Source organism: Lactococcus sp. EKM203L (assembly GCF_011800585.1).
In the GTDB taxonomy this organism is placed as follows: domain Bacteria; phylum Bacillota; class Bacilli; order Lactobacillales; family Streptococcaceae; genus Lactococcus; species Lactococcus lactis.
The window spans coordinates 13279-31142 of record NZ_JAALEQ010000003.1 but is presented as its reverse complement, the minus strand read 5'-3'; the positions used below and the strand labels follow the sequence as shown (position 1 = coordinate 31142).

Genomic DNA, 17864 nt, shown 5'->3' with positions numbered 1-17864 from the left:
GCTATCCATAGGTGTGTTATAATAGGTCAAGTATTTGTGATTTTTATTGGTAAGATTAATTTTAGGGTTAATCCTCTCACTATCTTTCATTGAATAGGAAAAATTTTTGAAGGGATTTATAAATGTTGCAAAAACCTAATTCGGCTTATTTTCACATTCCTTTTTGTTCTCATATTTGTTATTATTGCGATTTTGCTAAAGTACTGATGACAGGACAGCCGATTGATGCTTATATTGAATCGCTCATAGAAGAATTTCAAAGTTTCGAGATAGAAAAATTAAGAACAATCTATATTGGTGGTGGAACGCCCAGCGTTTTATCAGCCCAACAACTTGAACGTTTACTGACAGCGATTGCTGAACAGTTAGATTTAGAAGTTTTGGAAGAATTTACTGTTGAAGCAAATCCGGGGGATTTATCAGATGAGGTTATTAAAGTTTTGGCTGATTCAGCAGTCAATCGAATTTCATTAGGTGTCCAAACTTTTAATAATGCTTTGCTCAAAAAAATTGGGCGGACACATACAGAAGTTCAAGTCTATGATTCAGTTGAAAGACTGAAAAAAGCTGGATTTGAAAATATTACGATTGATTTAATCTATGCTTTACCTGGGCAAACGATGGAGATGGTTAAGTCAGATGTTGAAAAATTTTTAGAATTAAAACTACCACATGTGGCATTATATAGTCTTATTTTAGAGGACCATACAGTTTTTATGAATCGACAACGTCGTGGTCTTTTACGCCTGCCAAGTGAAGATAAAAATGCGGACATGTATGAATATATCATGGATATTTTAGCTAAAAATGGTTATGATCACTATGAAGTTTCAAATTTTGGCTTACCAGGATTTGAGAGCAAACATAATATAACTTATTGGGATAATGAGGAATATTATGGAATTGGCGCTGGAGCGTCAGGATATTTAGCAGGGATTCGTTATAAAAATCTTGGTCCAGTTCATCATTACCTTAAAGCTGCTCCAACTGAAAAAAGGATAAATGAAGAAGTTTTAAGTAAAAAATCTCAAATAGAAGAAGAAATGTTCTTAGGTCTTCGGAAAAAATCGGGAGTTTTGGTTGAGAAGTTTGAAAATAAATTCAAGTGTTCATTTGAAAAATTATACGGTGAACAAATCACAGAACTTATTAATCAAAAATTATTATATAATGATAGACAAAGAATCCATATGACAGACAAAGGTTTTGAGTTGGGGAATAATGTCTTTGAGAAATTTTTGCTCGATGATATTAATTTTTAATGCTATCGTGATGAATTTTTGTGAAAGTTATGTTACAATATAATTAATGAAACCTAAAATGAGACGTAAACTTAAAAAAATGGGAGCTTTTATCTTTACAGCATCCATGATTGCAATGATCGCCTTACTTGGTTTAGTACGAATTCGACCGGTAGAACCTCCTAAAAAAGCAGCAACTGAAAAAATTGTTGTAAATCATATTTTGGATGAGAAGGTTTTGGATTTGAATAAACCAGTTGTTGACCTTTCGGGTTGGCAACGTCCAGAAGATATTGATTACAACACCTTAAGTCAGCATGTGATTGGTGCGGTTATTCGTGTCAATGGTTCTTATGGTCATGCTGATAATTCAGCAAGCAAGGATGGAGAAGATACTGCCTATAAACAGCACATTAAAGCTTTCCAAGAGCGGGGAATCCCGACGGCGGTTTATGCTTTTGTGACTGGAGAAAACACTTCTGAAATGAGGAAGCAAGCAAGAGACTTTTATCGTCGAGCAAGCCCTTATAAGCCGACCTATTATTGGCTTGATGTCGAGGTAACCAATATGAAAAATATGAACCAAGGGATTGAGGCTTTTCGCTCTGAGTTGGAGAAACAAGGAGCTAAAAACATTGGTATTTATGCCCAAGACTGGTTCTTGCGAGATAATCAAATAAAAGTTGATAAATTTAAAGCGATTTGGATTGCTGCCTACGGACGAAATACAGGTTATTGGGATGCTTCACCAGAAACGACTTTAAGTTATAAAATGCAACAATTTACTGACCAAGGAACTTTACCAGGTTACTCGGGAAATGTTGATTTGAATATGGTTAATAACCAAACCAACTATAATGAATTGTTTAAAAATCAAAAATAAAATTTTTCTTCCAAGTTAATTTATGATTCTCTTGGAAGTTTTTTTATTAAGCCTGAAATAAATAAATTTGCTATAATAAATCAAAAAGCAATTAAGGAGTTCATGATGTCAGAGAAATTTACAAGACCAAGTAAAGATGAATATTTTAAAGAAATTGTCCAAGTGGTTGCAAAACGATCAACTTGTAACCATGCTCAAGTAGGAGCTTTATTGGTCAGTCCTAATGGTCAACTTCTCTCTACGGGATATAATGGTGCGGTTTCGGGGATGCCACATTGTACAGATATTGGTTGTACTGAAGATAAATATGGACACTGTGTAGCAACGGTTCATGCAGAACAAAATGCGATTGCTCAAGCTGCTAAACATGGCGTTTCACCTGAAGGTGCGATTTTATATACAACTTTATTTCCTTGCCTTGCCTGCCTGAAATTAGTTGTTGCTGCTGGTGTGAAAGAAATTAAATACATTGATGAGTACCATGCTAAAGATCCTTATGAAGAATTATTGATTGATACTTTAGAAATCGCCTGTGAAAAAATTTAATTAGCTTTGAGAACTTTAAAAACTCTGGCTAATAGATGAGCAATTTATGAAAATTGCTCTTTTTTTTGCTAAAATAGAAGGCGAGGTTATCATAAAATGGGTATAAAATATCAACAAAATTATCAAGTTCCTTTCTATGAAAGTGATGCTTTTAAAAAAATTCGAATTTCAAGCCTTTTAGCTGTGGCTTTACAGATTTCTGGAGAGCAATCAACTGCACTTGGACGCTCAGATGTCTGGGTATTTGAGAGATATGGCCTCTTTTGGGCAGTTATTGAATATGAATTGACGATTCATCGTTTACCAGAATTTAATGAAAAAATAACAATTGAAACTGAAGCAACTAGTTATAATAAATTTTTTTGTTATCGGAATTTCTCGTTTTTAGATGAAAATGGAGAAGTTTTAGTTGAAATTCGTTCAACTTGGGTTTTGATGGATAAGGCAACGAGAAAAATTGACCGTGTATTGGATGAAATTGTTGATCCTTATGAATCTGAAAAAGTATCAAAAATCTCACGTCCTCATAAATTCCGTAAAATTGACGAATTTAGTGATGCTCAAAAAATTGTTTATCCTGTCCGTTTTTCAGCATTAGATATGAATGGACATGTTAATAATGCGAAATATTATGATTGGGCAGCTGATATGGTGGATTTTGAATTCCGTAAAAGTCATCAACCCAAACATGTATTTATAAAATATAATCATGAAGTCCTTTATGGTGAAGAAATTAATGCCTTAATGTCTTGGGAAGACGAAGTGAGTCATCACAATTTTAATGACGGAAGTACTCAAATTGAAATTCACTGGGGAAAAATTTAATGACAGCTCTGTCAGTAAATTTTAGTGATAAAAAGTAGAAGAGAATAAAATGACAAATAAAAAATATGGTGGTTACTTAATTGACCTTGATGGGACAATTTACTTGGGAAATAAGCGTATTCCTGCAGGCGAGAATTTCATTCATCGGCTACAAGAGGCTAAAATACCTTATCTTTTGGTCACAAATAACACAACAAAAACACCGCGCGTGGTACAACGCCGTTTGAGTCAACAATTTAATATTGACACTCCATTGGAAACGATTTATACTGCAAGTCTTGCTACTGTTGATTATATGAATGATTTAGGCTTAGAAAAAACAGTTTATATCATTGGAGAAGATGGTCTTAAAGAAGCGATTTATGAGGCAGGTTACAAAAAAGATCGTGAGAATCCAGCTTACGTTGTGGTCGCTTTAGATACTGATTTAACTTATGAAATGCTTGTCCTTGCTACTCTGGCAATTCATAAAGGAGCTAAATTTATCGGAACAAATCCAGATTTGAATTTGCCAAACGAACGTGGTTTGACTCCTGGAGCTGGAGCGCTGATAAAAATGCTTGAAGCGGCAACACGAGTTGAAGCAACCATTATTGGTAAGCCAGAAGCTATTATAGCCAATAAAGCGGTCGAAAAATTAGGGCTTCCTAAATCTGATTTATTAATGGTTGGCGACAATTATCTGACAGATATTCATACGGGCATTAATAACGGAATTGATAGCTTGCTTGTCACAACTGGATTTACAAGAGCTGAAGAAGTACCAAATCTTCCAGTTCCTCCGACTTATGTTGTAGCTAGTTTAGATGAGTGGGAAGTTTGAAAATATTACTGACAGGTCTGTCAGTAATTGATTGCTTTTAAAAATTTACTGACGGAAAAATTAATTTCTGTCAGTAAATTTTAGAATACTTTGGGAGCGCCTATGAGAGATAAAGTCATTTTTGGATTTAGTATTTTATGGATTATTGCCTTGTCAGTAACTTTAACTATTTTTTTGGCGATTCCCTTATTTTTTGGTGAAATTTTTTGGTATCAATTAACCGATTTAGTTCAAATGACTGCCGGTAAAATATGGCATAATTTTTTAATTCTGATGAATTATTTAATTAATCCTTTGGAAACGAAACTATCTATGCCTGATTTCCCCTCGTCAGCAAGTGGTCTTCACCATTTCGCAGAAGTGAAAAATTTGTTTATGCTTGTTTTCTTTCTGACAATCATTTTGATTCCTTTCATTATTCGATTTATAAAAGAAAATCTTTCGCTTGTTTTCCATAATGCGCTTAGAGTTGTTATGCTATTTCCTTTAGCAATTGGAGTTATTGCTTGGCTAATTGGCTTTGACCAATTTTTTGTAGCTTTTCATGAAGTGCTTTTTCGGGATAATAGTTGGCTCTTTGACCCAGCGACAGACCCGATTATTAGCGTTTTGCCTGAGCAATTTTTCATGCATAGCTTTTTAATCTTTTTACTCATCTATGAATTAATCTTTTTTGTCATTTATAGACGTGGAACTTTATTTTTAAAGAAAAAATACTGACAGAATGGTCGGTGTTTTTTTATTGTTTGCTATTTCCGAATGATGTTATGTGTTTTTTGAAGAAATAGAAGTAAATAACTAAAAAAACCGTTTAATTGAGATAAAATGAATAAGGAAGGTTGAGCAGACAGAGATTTTATAATCGTTCAACTAGTGAAACCCGAAGGGTTTGGTCGGTCTTTTCTGTAAATCAAATCATAAATGAGTTCACAGGCTAGAAATTCATAAAAGCCTACTCATTCTCAAGGAGAAATTGCAATGAATAATCTAAACTCAGTATTTGACTACGAAGACATCCAACTTATCCCGAATAAATGTGTCATTAACAGCCGATCAGAAGCAGACACAAGCGTAAAACTGGGAAATTTTACATTCAAGCTCCCTGTTGTTCCAGCGAATATGCAAACCATTATTGATGATAAAATTGCTGAAATGCTTGCAAAAGAAGGCTATTTCTATATCATGCACCGTTTTGAAGCAGAAAATAGAGCGACATTTATTAAAAAAATGCACCAACAAGGCCTGATTGCTTCAATTTCTGTTGGTGTTAAAGCAGATGAACATGCTTTTATTCGTGAAATTTCAGCAGACGCACTCATTCCCGAATTTATTACAATTGATATTGCTCATGGACATGCAGATTCTGTTATTAAAACGATTCAATTGATTAAACGTTTGATGCCACAAACTTTTGTGATTGCTGGAAATGTTGGAACGCCAGAAGCTGTCCGTGAATTGGAAAATGCTGGAGCAGATGCGACTAAAGTCGGCATTGGTCCAGGGAAAGTATGTATCACAAAAGTTAAAACTGGATTTGGTACAGGCGGTTGGCAACTTGCAGCGGTAAAATGGTGTGCTAAAGCAGCAAGTAAACCAGTTATTGCTGACGGCGGAATTCGTACTCATGGCGATATCGCAAAATCAATCCGTATGGGAGCAACAATGGTAATGGTTGGTTCACTTTTTGCTGCACACGAAGAATCACCAGGACAAACTGTTGAACGTGACGGACAACTTTTCAAAGAATATTTTGGTTCGGCTTCAGAATATCAAAAAGGTGAACACAAAAATGTCGAAGGAAAGAAAATTCTCCTTCCTCACAAAGGCTCACTTAAAGATACATTGAAAGAAATGGAAGAAGATCTCCAAAGTTCAATTTCTTATGCTGGCGGTCGTGATTTGTCTGCGCTGACAAAAGTTGATTATGTTGTTGTTAAAAACTCAATTTGGAATGGTGATGCGATTTAGTAAGCATTTTCTTTCCCATTGTTCGGGAATACCAAAACTTATGCTTGAAAAACTTTAGCATTTATTCTATAATAGAACAATCTTATTTATACCTAGAATATGGCTGGGCGTTTCTACCTCGTACCGTAAATGCGAGACAATAAGGAAATTCGATTTTTCAGTAAATTTAATTTCTTTTTTGCGTATTTGAAACGTCTTGTTATTTTTTATAACGAGACGTTTTTCTCACCTGTGGGCACAGATGAGAAAAAATTTTTTTAAGGAGAGAATAATGAAGTTATTAGAAGACCGCATTCATACAGACGGTCAAGTATTAGGACAAGACATTCTTAAAGTTGACCGCTTTTTGACACACCAAGTGGATTATCAATTGATGAAGGAAATCGGGAAACGTTTTGCACAGGTTTATGCAAATGCAGGAGTTACAAAAGTCGTAACCATTGAAGCAAGTGGGATTGCCCCTGCTTTATATGCTGCTGAATCACTCAACGTTCCAATGATTTTTGCTAAAAAAGCAAAAAATGTAACTATGAATGATGATTTATTGATTACAGAAGTTTATTCTTTCACTAAAAAATTAACTTCAACTGTCCAAATTTCAAGCAAACTCATTGAAGAAGGCGATAAAGTCTTGATTATTGATGACTTTTTAGCTAATGGTCAAGCAGCACTTGGTTTGGTTCATTTAATGGAACAAGCTAAAGCAGAAGTTGTCGGTTTAGGAATGGTGATTGAAAAATCTTTCCAAGATGGCCGTCAAAAACTTCTTGACCAAGGAATGAAACTTACCAGTCTTGCCCGGATTGAAAAATTTGAAGATGGTAAAGTCATCTTCGCCCCAGCCGATGATAAAGATTTCGACTAAGCTTAAGCAATAAGAAAATAAAAAAAGAAAAATTTAAGGAAAATCAAAATGTCTCAAAAAAATGAACAAAGCCAGGAGCAAAGTAACTCAAAATCTGCTGTTTTAGGATTACAACATCTGCTGGCCATGTATTCAGGTTCAATTCTTGTTCCAATCATGATTGCTGGAGCTTTAAACTACTCAGCAACTCAGTTAACCTATTTAATTTCGGCAGATATTTTCATGTGTGGTTTAGCCACTTTCTTGCAACTCCAACTACGTAAGCACTTTGGGATTGGCTTACCAGTTGTCCTTGGTGTTGCTTTTCAATCTGTTGCTCCATTAATTATTATTGGTCAAAGACATGGCTCTGGAGCAATGTTTGGTTCATTAATGGTTGCAGGGGTTTTCGTTATTTTGGTTTCAGGAATTTTCTCTAAAATCCGAAAACTATTTCCACCAATCGTTACTGGTTCAGTAATTACAACAATTGGTTTAAGCCTTATTCCTGTTGCTATTGGCAATATGGGGAATAATGTTGACAAACCAACAATCCAAAGTTTAATTTTAGCTATTTCAACTATAGTGATTATTCTTTTAATTAATATCTTTACTACTGGATTTATTCGTTCTATTGCTATTTTAATTGGGCTTATTGCTGGAACAATTTTGGCTGCTAGCATGGGCTTAGTTGATTTTTCAGTTGTTTCTCAAGCACCATGGGCACACTTGCCACAACCTTTTTATTTCTCAGCACCTAAATTTTATTTGGCTGATTCATTAATGATGATTATTATTGCTATCGTGTCATTGGTTGAATCAACAGGAGTTTATTTAGCTCTTGCTGATATTACTGGTGAAAATCTTGATGAAAAACGTTTGCGTAATGGTTATCGTGCGGAAGGATTTGCTGTATTTCTTGGTGGTGTTTTCAACACTTTCCCTTACACAGGTTTTTCACAAAACGTTGGTTTAGTGCAATTATCAGGAATTAAAACACGTAAACCTATTTATTTCACAGCTGGATTTTTAATTGTATTAGGACTTATTCCAAAATTTGCCGCTGTTGCACAACTTATTCCAACTCCAGTATTGGGTGGAGCGATGTTGATTATGTTTGGTATGGTTGCCACACAAGGAATTAGAATGTTGGCAAAAGTTGAATTTGAAGGAAATCAAAATCTTCTGATTGCTGCGGTTGCTATTGCGATGGGTGTTGGTTTTAACTCAACAAACTTATTTACAGCACTTCCAAGCTTTATTCAACCTTTTGTTTCTAATGGGATTGTGATGAGTACTGTTTCAGCAATTATCCTGAATTTAGTATTTAATCATGGAAAAAAAGATGAATTAGTTACTGACGAAACAAAATAAAATAAAAACCACCGTTGAGGTGGTTTTTTTATTGAATTTTTTCTAAATCTCGCTGAAATTTCTTTTCAGAGTAAATTTCAAAAGAACCATCAGGTGCTACTAGGAGGTACTCTCCAAGTCGTCCAAAGGCTGGAATACGTACTTGATTTACTACAAGATAAATATTATCCGGATAAGCATTACTCAGCTTATTTGGCGAAATATAAAGCCCTAGCCAGTCCAAATGTTTTATTTCTTTAGAAAGGGTATCATGCTCAGCTGGATTTTTTGTAGACATTCCGTCAGCAAGTAATTTTTCTTTGGTCTCCTTATTCATTGCAAATTGACCAGACCACGAGAGCTGTCCCCTCTAAGACCCACGATTCGTTTGCGGGGTTAGTCAGGCTGATTTGCCAATATTCAACAATTTCGTTGCCTAGTTTAGCCTTCATAAAATGCTCCTTATTTTTGTACTCCCCTCTTATTTGTCTTCATTATAGCACTCGCTAAATAAAAGAACAATAAAAAAACGCCTGTCAGTAACAGGGCGTTTGTCTATTTATAAATACAATTATTTTAACTTATCTTTTTCATAAGTATGAACGAGTTCTAGTCCACGGAAATCTTGTTGTTTTAAAGCTTCATAGACAATCATACAAGCACAATTTGATAAATTTAATGACCGAACATGTTCGTCATTCATTGGAATACGAATGCATTCATCACGATGTTCATGCATAAATTCTTCAGGTAAACCTGTATCTTCACGGCCAAACAAGAAGTAGTGATCTTTTTCATCATCGGAGTAATCAACGTCAGAATAAACATGTTCAGCAAATTTACTGACCAAATAGAGTTGTCCTCCGTCATTAATTGAATTCATAAAATCATCTAAATTTTTATGATAGACAATATTTACCTTATCCCAATAGTCTAAACCAGCACGTTTAAGATGCTTATCAGAAATTTCAAAACCAAAGGGTTCAATTAAATGTAAAACGGTATTAGTAGCCGCACAAGTGCGGGCGATATTTCCTGTATTGAAATGAATACGAGGTTCAAAAAGAGCAATATGATTCATGAAATACACTTTCTTAATAACAAAAATTTTACTGACAGCCTTATCAAAAAATCTATGAGTAAAATGTAATTATTTAAGAACATTTTACCATAAGCAGAAGAGCTGTCAGTAAATTAATTAAAGTAAAAAACAAAAAAACTAGACCCCTCGGAGTCAATCTCAGCAAGAAGTCTAGTTGGGGGACTAATTTGCTTTAATCATAACAGGAAAGATTGAAACAAATTAATATAATTGATATCATACCACTTCTTTTGTATTTTGTAAAGAGAAAACTAAATTTTTTTGATAAAAAAAAGAAATTTTTTTTTAAAAATGAGTGACTAATATCAAACTTGTCAAAGCGAAAACAGCAAAAATTTGCTATAATAGTAAAAGTAAAAATCAATGAGAGGGGTTGCTATGATAATTGGAATATGGGCAGAAGATGAAGCAGGTCTTATCGGTGAAGCTGATAAAATGCCTTGGTCTTTACCTGCTGAACAACAACATTTTAAAGAAACAACCATGAATCAAGTGATTTTGATGGGACGAAAAACGTTTGAAGGAATGAATAAACGTGTATTGCCAGGGAGAATAAGTATTATTTTAACTCGCGATGAAACTTATCAATCAGATAATGAAAAAGTGCTCATCATGCACAGCCCTAAGGAAGTTCTAGATTGGTACCATAAGCAAAATAAAGACTTATTTATCACAGGAGGAGCTGAAATTTTAGCCCTTTTTGAATCTGAACTTGAATTGCTCTATCGAACAGTTGTTCATGAAAAATTTAAAGGAGATACTTATTTTCCAAGTACATTTGACTTTGGAAGATTTAAGCTAGTTTCTGAAAAATTTCACGATAAAGATGAGCGGAATTCTTATACTTTTACAATTAAAAAATATGAAAAAGTGAAACAACCATGACAAAATCAATTTTTGGGCTTTTCACAGCTCTCCTTTGTTGGATTAGCATTGTCATCGCTATTCAATGCTTTAGAAAAAAACGTTGGGGTCTGGGAGTATTGTTTTTACTCAATGCTTTTACGAACCTCGTAAATACAATTCACGCTTTTTCTGGAACTTTATTTTAAAAAATAGAAAAAGTGCCTTTTAAGTAAGCCAATAATACTTACTTTTTATGTTAGTGAAATCAGGAAAAAAAACTATGTCAAATACACAAAATCCAAATATACATTGTTCTTTCTGTGGAAAGAGTCAAGATGATGTAAAAAAAATGATTGCCGGTTCAGACGTTTATATTTGTAATGAATGTATTGAACTTTCAACTCGAATCTTAGAAGAAGAATTAAGAGAAGAACAAGATTCAGAAATGCTTGAAGTTAAAACACCTAAAGAAATGTTTGACCATTTAAATGAATATGTGATAGGTCAAGAAAAAGCAAAACGTGCACTTGCAGTTGCCGTTTATAATCATTACAAACGAATTAATTTTACAGCAAGTAAAATTGCTGAAGATATTGAACTACAAAAATCAAATATTCTATTAATCGGACCTACCGGTTCTGGTAAGACTTTTCTCGCTCAAACTTTAGCGAAATCACTCAATGTTCCGTTTGCGATTGCAGATGCGACAAGTTTGACTGAAGCTGGTTATGTTGGAGAAGACGTTGAAAATATTCTCTTAAAACTTTTACAAGCGAGTGATTTCAATATTGAACGTGCTGAACGTGGAATTATCTATATCGATGAAATTGATAAAATTGCTAAAAAATCTGAAAATGTATCAATTACTCGTGACGTTTCCGGGGAAGGTGTTCAACAAGCCCTTTTGAAAATTATTGAAGGGACAGTAGCTAGTGTTCCACCACAAGGTGGACGTAAACACCCTAATCAAGAAATGATTCAAATTGATACCAAAAATATCTTATTTATCGTTGGTGGAGCTTTTGACGGGATTGAAGAAATTGTCAAACAACGTTTAGGTGAAAAAATTATTGGTTTTGGTGCCAATAATAAAAAATTAAATGACGATGATTCTTATATGCAAGAAATTATTGCCGAGGACATTCAAAAATTCGGATTAATCCCTGAATTTATTGGTCGTCTGCCAATTGTTGCTGCTTTGGAACGTCTGACCGAAGAGGATTTGATTCAAATTTTGACAGAACCTAAAAACGCTTTGATTAAACAATATAAACAACTCCTTTTATTTGATAATGTTGAACTTGAATTTGAAGATGAAGCCCTCATGGCAATTGCTAGAAAAGCAATTGAGCGCAAAACAGGAGCGCGTGGACTTCGTTCAATTATTGAGGAAGTAATGATGGATATCATGTTTGAAGTTCCAAGTCATGAAGAAATTACAAAAGTTATTATTAATGAAGCAGTTGTTGACGGAAAAGCTGAGCCACAAATGATTCGAGAGGCCAAGAAAAAATGACCATAAATACAAATAATCTGACAATAACAATTTCAGCAGCATCAAAAAAACAATATCCAGAAAATGATTGGCCAGAAATTGCCTTAGCTGGGCGTTCAAATGTCGGTAAATCAAGTTTTATTAATACTTTACTTAATCGTAAAAACTTTGCCAGAACTTCTGGTCAACCTGGTAAAACACAGTTGCTCAATTTTTATAATATTGATGATCAACTTCATTTCGTTGACGTACCTGGTTACGGCTACGCTCGCGTTTCTAAAAAGGAACGCGAAAAATGGGGTAAAATGATTGAGGAATATTTGACAACAAGAGAAAATTTAAAAGCAGTTGTCAGCTTAGTTGATATTCGTCATGAACCCTCAGAAGATGATTTGATGATGTATGAGTTTTTGAAATACTACCATATTCCAGTGATTTTAGTTGCGACCAAAGCCGATAAAGTTCCACGTGGTAAGTGGAATAAACATGAATCTATTATCAAAAAAGCAATGAAATTTGATAGTACAGATGATTTTATTATCTTTTCTTCTACTGATAAGACAGGATTTGAAGAAGCTTGGGAAGCGATTTTAAGATATCTCTGAAAATAGTGCTATGAAGAGATTCATAGCCTTTTCTACACTTAAAAAGAGGAAATATGTACAAAATAAAACTTAATAATATAAAATTTAGGGCACATATTGGTGTTCTGCCAGAAGAAAAAGTTCTCGGACAAAATCTCGAAATTGATTTAATCGTGGAAACAAATTTTGATTTTTCAGGAAAAGACGAATTAGATGAAACTTTGTCTTATGTTGATTTCTATGAGGCAACAAAATTAGTTGTAGAATCTTCAAAAGCTGATTTAATTGAACATGTTGCCTTTGAAATTATTCAAGCAGTAAAGGCTACTTCAGAGCGTATATCAACGGTTGAAGTCCATCTTAGAAAATTAGCCGTACCGATTGAAGGAATTTTTGATTCAGCTGAAATTGAGATGAGAGGCTAAAGCTGGTTTTTAAGATAAATATTTTAAAGAGATAGAAGAGAAACAAAATCATAAAAGATTATGTCTAAATGGAGGACTTATGCAAACAACTTACTTAAGCATGGGAAGTAATATTGGTGACCGTCAGTATTATTTACATGAAGCCATTCGTTTATTGGGAAAACACCCTAAAATTATGATTGAAAAAGTATCAAATTTTTATGAAAGTACTCCAGTCGGCGGCGTCAAACAAGATGATTTTACTAATTTGGCATTAAAGGTGGCAACGCTACTTGAACCTTTGGAATTATTATCTTTTATTCATGAAGTTGAGCTATCTTTGAACCGTGAGCGAAAAATTCATTGGGGGCCAAGAACAATTGATATTGATATTATTTTCTATAACGACTTAGAAATGCAAGAAGAAAACTTGGTTATTCCACATAAAGAAGCTTTTAATCGTCTTTTTGTCTTGAAACCTATTTTTGAACTTATTGATAAAGACTTTAAATATTATGCGTCAATAGAAAAAGCAATAGCCGAACTTTCAGTAAGTGAACAAGAGCTCCATGTGATAAAAGAAGAAAAAACACCGAGAAATCGTATTGAAGATGCCGTTAAAGAGATTCTCTTTGCAGTAGGTGAAAATCCAAATCGAGAAGGATTACTTGAAACTCCAGCGAGAGTAGCTAAAATGTATGAAGAAATTCTTTCGTCACAACGCTTAAGCAAGTTTAATGAGTATAAACTTTTTGAAATTGATTCTTCTAAAACGGATTCAATCGTGTTGATTAAAGATATTCCTTTTTATTCAATGTGTGAGCATCATATGTTACCATTTTTTGGGAAAGCTCATGTTGCCTATATTCCAGCTGATGGAAAAATTATTGGCTTGTCAAAAATTCCCCGTTTAGTTGATTATGTTTCGCGCAAACTCTCGGTTCAAGAAAATATCACTCATGATATTGGAGATATTTTGACTGATATTTTGAATCCTAAAGGAGTGGCAGTTCTTGTTGAAGGACGTCATATGTGCGTTGAAATGCGTGGAGTAAAAAAAGTAAATTCTATTACTAAAACTTCTTATTTTTTAGGTGAATTTAAAGAAAATAACGAAAAAAGAATGGAATTTTTAGAAAGTCTTTTATGAAAATCTTAGAACTTAATCAAGAATCTTTTTCTCTTAAAAATATTATCCTAAAATTTGATGAGTTAAATCACAATGAAATGATTTCTCTTCAAAAAGAACTTTATCGAAATGGTAGTTTGACAAGACTGACTCCAGACTCCTTGTTAGTAGTTTTAACAATTGATGACTTAGCAAAATTGATTAATCTTTTTGAAAATGATGAAGATAAAAAAATGCTTGAAGTGATTTATAAGCGTCATCAAATCATTTGGTCAGGTAAAAATTTCAATTTTGATTTAACTAGAAAGTCAATTGTCTATTCAATCGTCAATGTTACACCAGACTCTTTTTATGATGGAAATCCAGATAATTTAAACCTCTCTCATATTTTAAAAAGAGTAGAAGCTGATTTAGAAAATGGAGCTTCTGTTCTTGAGCTGGGAGGGAAATCATCGAAACCAGGATATGACGATATTAGCCCAGAAGAGGAATGGAACAGACTGAAAGAACCTATTCTTGAGTTGAAAAAAAACTTTCCTAAAGCGATTTTTGCTGTCGATACGGATGAAGCTTATGTCATGGAACGAGTTTTAGACGCTGGGGTTGATATTATTAACGATATTGATGGTTTTGATACAAATGATAAATTAAAAGTGGTAGAAAAGTATCAACCGGCTTTAGTTGCTATGAATAATGGGCGAGCTGGTTTTAGTTATGCTGATAATGTTTATGAAGAACTTCCATTATTTTTTGAAAATAAAAAAGAAGAGTTACTTCAACTTGGTTTAAAAGCTGAACAAATCGTTATTGATCCTGGAGTTGGTTTTTTTAATGGAGATTCAGGTTCAGATAGTCTTGAGCGGGTTAAATCAACTGAAATTTTAAGCAGAATAGGTTTACCTCTTATGATTGCAATCTCTCGTAAGTCATTTATGGGAAAACTCTTCAATGCCCAAGGAGATGAGCGGCTTTTTTCAAGCCTTGTCCTAGAAGCGCAAATGGTTGCTGACGGGGGACGGATTTTGCGTGTTCATGATGTTAAGGAGACTAAACGTTTACTCGATGCAATTGAAATTTATAAGGAATTTTAAAAATGAATGAAGACCTAATTGCTGAAATTCAAGCTTTATCTGCTATTGGAAGTGAAGAAAAATTTTCCGAGATTATTCGATTATTGAAAAATTCGACTTTAGAGCTTCGGGGGAAAAAGAATCCAGATTTACAATTGTCAGCAAGTGCATTAGTTTTTAAAAAACATAAACTATTTTTTATTGAACACCCTTATCAAAAGGAGCTTTTGCTTCCAGCAGGTCATGTTGAACTAGGAGAAAAGCCATTGGAAACTGCGATTCGTGAGTTCCATGAAGAAACAGGTTTTTCAGCGTCAGAATCAGGCAAGGTGGTAGATGTTAACTTGATTAATATTCCTTACAACAAAATTAAGAATGAGAAAGAACATCAACACATTGATTTTCGTTTTCTATTGGAACTAAAAGAAAAAGAAGCAGACCTTGCTGAATTGCCTTTTTTCCTTCTTGATAGAACTGAAGCTCCTGATGAATTTAAAAAATATTATCAATACAAAAGATAAAGTAGAAAAGGTCACAAAATGTCTATAGAAGAAGCATTGGAATGGATACATTCACGTTTAAAATTTAATATTCGCCCAGGCCTAAGTCGTGTTTCGGCCCTTTTAGAATTGCTTGGTCATCCAGAAGAGTCTTTGTCAATGATTCACGTTGCTGGAACAAATGGAAAAGGCTCCACAGTCGCTTTCACACGCTCAATCTTTATGCAGGCAGGTCTGAAGGTTGCTTCTTTCACAAGTCCTTTCATCACCACTTTTGGTGAGCGGATGTCGATTAATGCACTCCCGATTGCTGATGATAAATTAATTTATTATGTAGAAATGATCCAGCCTCTTGTTGCTGAACTTGATAAAGACGCTGAACTGACTGGAATTACCGAATTTGAAATTATCACGGCAATGGCGTTTAAATATTTCGCTGATGAGCAGGTTGATTTAGCGGTTATTGAAGTTGGTTTAGGCGGACTTCTTGATTCAACAAATGTGATTAAACCTGTTGTTTCTGGAATTACAACAATTGGTTTAGATCATATTGATATTCTTGGTTCGACCATTGAAGAAATCGCAGCTCAAAAGGCTGGAATTATTAAACCAGGAATTCCAGTAGTTGTTGGAAATATTGAATTAAAAGCACTTCGGGTTATATGGGAAGTGGCTAGAAAAAATACAGCGCGTGTTTATCAATTTCCATATGATTATCGTACGGAAGTAGAAGAACACGAACATTTCAATTTCTTTTCTGGTCAAGAAGCAATATTGGATATTGAAAAATCTTTAGTTGGCTTACATCAAATAGAAAATGCTGGTATGGCTATTGAACTTTCTCTGGTTTATGCAAGTAAGGTTGGGATTGAATTGACTGAGGATGTGATTCGCTCTGGAATTCGTGAGGCTTTTTGGCCAGCTCGTATGGAAAAATTGGGTGAAAAACCACTCATTTTACTGGATGGTGCTCATAATGTTCATGCGATGAATCGTTTGCTTGAAAACCTTAGCTCTGAGTTTCCAGATAAAAAGATTACAATCATTTTTTCAGCCATTACTACAAAAGATATTAGTCAAATGATAAAAATGCTTCAAACTGTGAAAAATTCGCATCTGATTTTGACAACTTTTGATTATCCGAAAGCTTTGAATTTGGGAGATTTTCAAAGATTGGAAGAAGAAGGGGTTGAATTGGCTCCAAGTTGGGAATTAGCTTTAGTTCGTGCGAAAAAAAATTTAGCTGAAGATGATTTGTTATTAGTTACAGGCTCTCTCTATTTCTCATCTCAAGTTCGTGAGTTTTTGAAAAAAGAGAAGTAATAACTAAAATGATTTTTTAGTTTTTAAAATTAATAAATAGTTGTAAATTTAAAAAATTCGGCTATAATAAAATAGATTTATAAATTCATTTCTTTCTTTTGAAGAAATGACGAGGAGGAAAAGACAATTTTGATCGTATTAGCAGGTACAATTGGTGCAGGGAAGTCGAGTCTAGCAAAGGCTTTAGGAGAACATTTGAAAACGGATGTTTTTTATGAAGCGGTGGACAATAATCCTGTACTTGATCTTTATTATCAAGATCCTCAAAAGTATGCTTTCTTGCTACAAATCTATTTTTTGAATAAACGTTTTGAATCAATTAAAATGGCTTATCGTCAGGATAATAACGTGCTTGACCGTTCGATTTTTGAGGATGAACTTTTCCTAACTTTGAACTATAAAAATGGAAATGTAACAAAAACTGAATTGGAAATTTATCAAGATTTATTAGCAAATATGTTAGAAGAACTTGATGGAATGCCCAAAAAACGTCCGGATTTATTGGTTTATATTGATGTGTCATTTGAAACAATGCTCTCAAGAATTGCACAACGTGGACGTTCATTTGAACAAATTGAAAATCAAGAAGGACTAAAAGATTATTATGCTCAAGTGCATGATGAATATCCTGATTGGTATAAAAATTACAACATTTCGCCAAAATTGAGAATCGATGGTGATTCTATTGATTTTGTCAATAATCCTGAACATCTTGATGAAGTTTTGGGACAAATCGATAATGAGTTGAAAAAACTAGATTTGCTTTAAAAAATAGTGAAATTATTATTACTGACAAGGCTGTCAGTAATTTTTATTCTTTTAAATTTACTGAGCTTTCTGTCAGTAAATTTTTTTCGATAAAAATGGTATAATATTAAGAAATTGAGCGAAAGTTATTTTTTGAATTATCTTAAAATTTAATTTTTGT

The 17864-nt window shown here is 33.8% G+C and carries 20 protein-coding genes and 1 riboswitch; of the genes, 18 read left to right on the top strand and 2 right to left on the bottom strand.

Going from position 1 to position 17864, the window contains the following annotated elements:
* The first annotated feature begins 122 nt into the window (after positions 1-122).
* The 9 genes from hemW to HFD15_RS05905 all read left to right on the top strand — a co-directional run bounded on the left by hemW (position 123) and on the right by HFD15_RS05905 (position 8504).
* Positions 123-1262 carry a radical SAM family heme chaperone HemW gene (hemW, locus tag HFD15_RS05945; RefSeq protein ID WP_058207968.1) on the top strand — a complete coding sequence of 380 codons (1140 nt, stop codon included), beginning with the start codon at positions 123-125 and terminating at the stop codon, positions 1260-1262.
* A 58-nt stretch (positions 1263-1320) separates the two neighbouring features.
* Positions 1321-2124 (top strand): glycoside hydrolase family 25 protein, encoded by an 804-nt coding sequence (locus HFD15_RS05940; protein WP_014570581.1) that lies wholly within the window; start codon positions 1321-1323, stop codon positions 2122-2124.
* 105 nt (positions 2125-2229) lie between these two features.
* Positions 2230-2670 (top strand): cytidine/deoxycytidylate deaminase family protein, encoded by a 441-nt coding sequence (locus tag HFD15_RS05935; RefSeq protein WP_021721810.1) that lies wholly within the window; start codon positions 2230-2232, stop codon positions 2668-2670.
* A gap of 96 nt (positions 2671-2766) precedes the next feature.
* Positions 2767-3495: an acyl-[acyl-carrier-protein] thioesterase gene (locus HFD15_RS05930; protein ID WP_058207967.1), complete on the top strand. Its 729-nt coding sequence runs from the start codon at positions 2767-2769 to the stop codon at positions 3493-3495.
* 49 nt (positions 3496-3544) lie between these two features.
* Positions 3545-4318 carry a TIGR01457 family HAD-type hydrolase gene (locus tag HFD15_RS05925; RefSeq protein ID WP_012897745.1) on the top strand — a complete coding sequence of 258 codons (774 nt, stop codon included), beginning with the start codon at positions 3545-3547 and terminating at the stop codon, positions 4316-4318.
* 102 nt (positions 4319-4420) lie between these two features.
* The gene (locus tag HFD15_RS05920) at positions 4421-5038 is read left to right on the top strand and encodes a TIGR01906 family membrane protein (RefSeq protein ID WP_033899491.1); all 618 of its coding nucleotides are present in this window, start codon (positions 4421-4423) and stop codon (positions 5036-5038) included.
* Between the two features lie 258 nt (positions 5039-5296).
* Positions 5297-6286: a GMP reductase gene (guaC, locus tag HFD15_RS05915; RefSeq protein ID WP_167593433.1), complete on the top strand. Its 990-nt coding sequence runs from the start codon at positions 5297-5299 to the stop codon at positions 6284-6286.
* Positions 6287-6348: 62 nt separating this feature from the next.
* A riboswitch (purine riboswitch) is annotated at positions 6349-6446 on the top strand.
* Between the two features lie 111 nt (positions 6447-6557).
* Entirely contained in the window at positions 6558-7151 is a 594-nt protein-coding gene (locus HFD15_RS05910; RefSeq protein ID WP_003132093.1) for a xanthine phosphoribosyltransferase, read from the top strand.
* Positions 7152-7199: 48 nt separating this feature from the next.
* Positions 7200-8504 carry a nucleobase:cation symporter-2 family protein gene (locus HFD15_RS05905; RefSeq protein WP_033899494.1) on the top strand — a complete coding sequence of 435 codons (1305 nt, stop codon included), beginning with the start codon at positions 7200-7202 and terminating at the stop codon, positions 8502-8504.
* Between the two features lie 28 nt (positions 8505-8532).
* Here the strand turns inward: HFD15_RS05905 and HFD15_RS05900 are convergent, their stop codons facing one another.
* Both HFD15_RS05900 and HFD15_RS05895 read right to left on the bottom strand, forming a co-directional pair.
* A complete protein-coding gene (locus HFD15_RS05900; protein WP_235586205.1) occupies positions 8533-8820 on the bottom strand; it encodes a hypothetical protein in 288 nt (95 codons plus the stop codon).
* 234 nt (positions 8821-9054) lie between these two features.
* Positions 9055-9564 carry a tRNA (cytidine(34)-2'-O)-methyltransferase gene (locus HFD15_RS05895; RefSeq protein ID WP_010905785.1) on the bottom strand — a complete coding sequence of 170 codons (510 nt, stop codon included), beginning with the start codon at positions 9562-9564 and terminating at the stop codon, positions 9055-9057.
* 399 nt (positions 9565-9963) lie between these two features.
* Here HFD15_RS05895 and HFD15_RS05890 point away from each other — a divergent pair, with 399 nt between their 5' ends.
* The 9 genes from HFD15_RS05890 (at position 9964) to HFD15_RS05850 (ending at position 17704) form a co-directional block, all read left to right on the top strand.
* Positions 9964-10470: a dihydrofolate reductase gene (locus HFD15_RS05890; protein ID WP_010905786.1), complete on the top strand. Its 507-nt coding sequence runs from the start codon at positions 9964-9966 to the stop codon at positions 10468-10470.
* A gap of 241 nt (positions 10471-10711) precedes the next feature.
* Positions 10712-11947 carry an ATP-dependent Clp protease ATP-binding subunit ClpX gene (gene clpX, locus HFD15_RS05885; RefSeq protein ID WP_012897750.1) on the top strand — a complete coding sequence of 412 codons (1236 nt, stop codon included), beginning with the start codon at positions 10712-10714 and terminating at the stop codon, positions 11945-11947.
* On the top strand, positions 11944-12531 hold the full coding sequence (gene yihA, locus HFD15_RS05880) for a ribosome biogenesis GTP-binding protein YihA/YsxC (protein WP_010905788.1): 588 nt from the start codon (positions 11944-11946) through the stop codon (positions 12529-12531). Before clpX ends, yihA begins: the two co-directional genes overlap by 4 nt.
* Before the next feature lie 53 nt (positions 12532-12584).
* Positions 12585-12935 carry a dihydroneopterin aldolase gene (gene folB / locus HFD15_RS05875; protein ID WP_058207965.1) on the top strand — a complete coding sequence of 117 codons (351 nt, stop codon included), beginning with the start codon at positions 12585-12587 and terminating at the stop codon, positions 12933-12935.
* A 79-nt stretch (positions 12936-13014) separates the two neighbouring features.
* Positions 13015-14064, top strand: coding sequence for a GTP cyclohydrolase I FolE (gene folE / locus HFD15_RS05870; protein WP_058202841.1), 1050 nt, complete (start codon positions 13015-13017; stop codon positions 14062-14064).
* Positions 14061-15134, top strand: coding sequence for a dihydropteroate synthase (gene folP / locus HFD15_RS05865; protein WP_058207964.1), 1074 nt, complete (start codon positions 14061-14063; stop codon positions 15132-15134). The genes folE and folP overlap by 4 nt, the downstream gene beginning before the upstream one ends.
* 2 nt (positions 15135-15136) lie before the next feature.
* Positions 15137-15634 carry an NUDIX domain-containing protein gene (locus HFD15_RS05860; RefSeq protein ID WP_058207963.1) on the top strand — a complete coding sequence of 166 codons (498 nt, stop codon included), beginning with the start codon at positions 15137-15139 and terminating at the stop codon, positions 15632-15634.
* Positions 15635-15652: 18 nt separating this feature from the next.
* The gene (locus tag HFD15_RS05855) at positions 15653-16936 is read left to right on the top strand and encodes a folylpolyglutamate synthase/dihydrofolate synthase family protein (RefSeq protein WP_058207962.1); all 1284 of its coding nucleotides are present in this window, start codon (positions 15653-15655) and stop codon (positions 16934-16936) included.
* 126 nt (positions 16937-17062) lie between these two features.
* Positions 17063-17704: a deoxynucleoside kinase gene (locus HFD15_RS05850; RefSeq protein ID WP_032398530.1), complete on the top strand. Its 642-nt coding sequence runs from the start codon at positions 17063-17065 to the stop codon at positions 17702-17704.
* Positions 17705-17864: the final 160 nt, after the last annotated feature.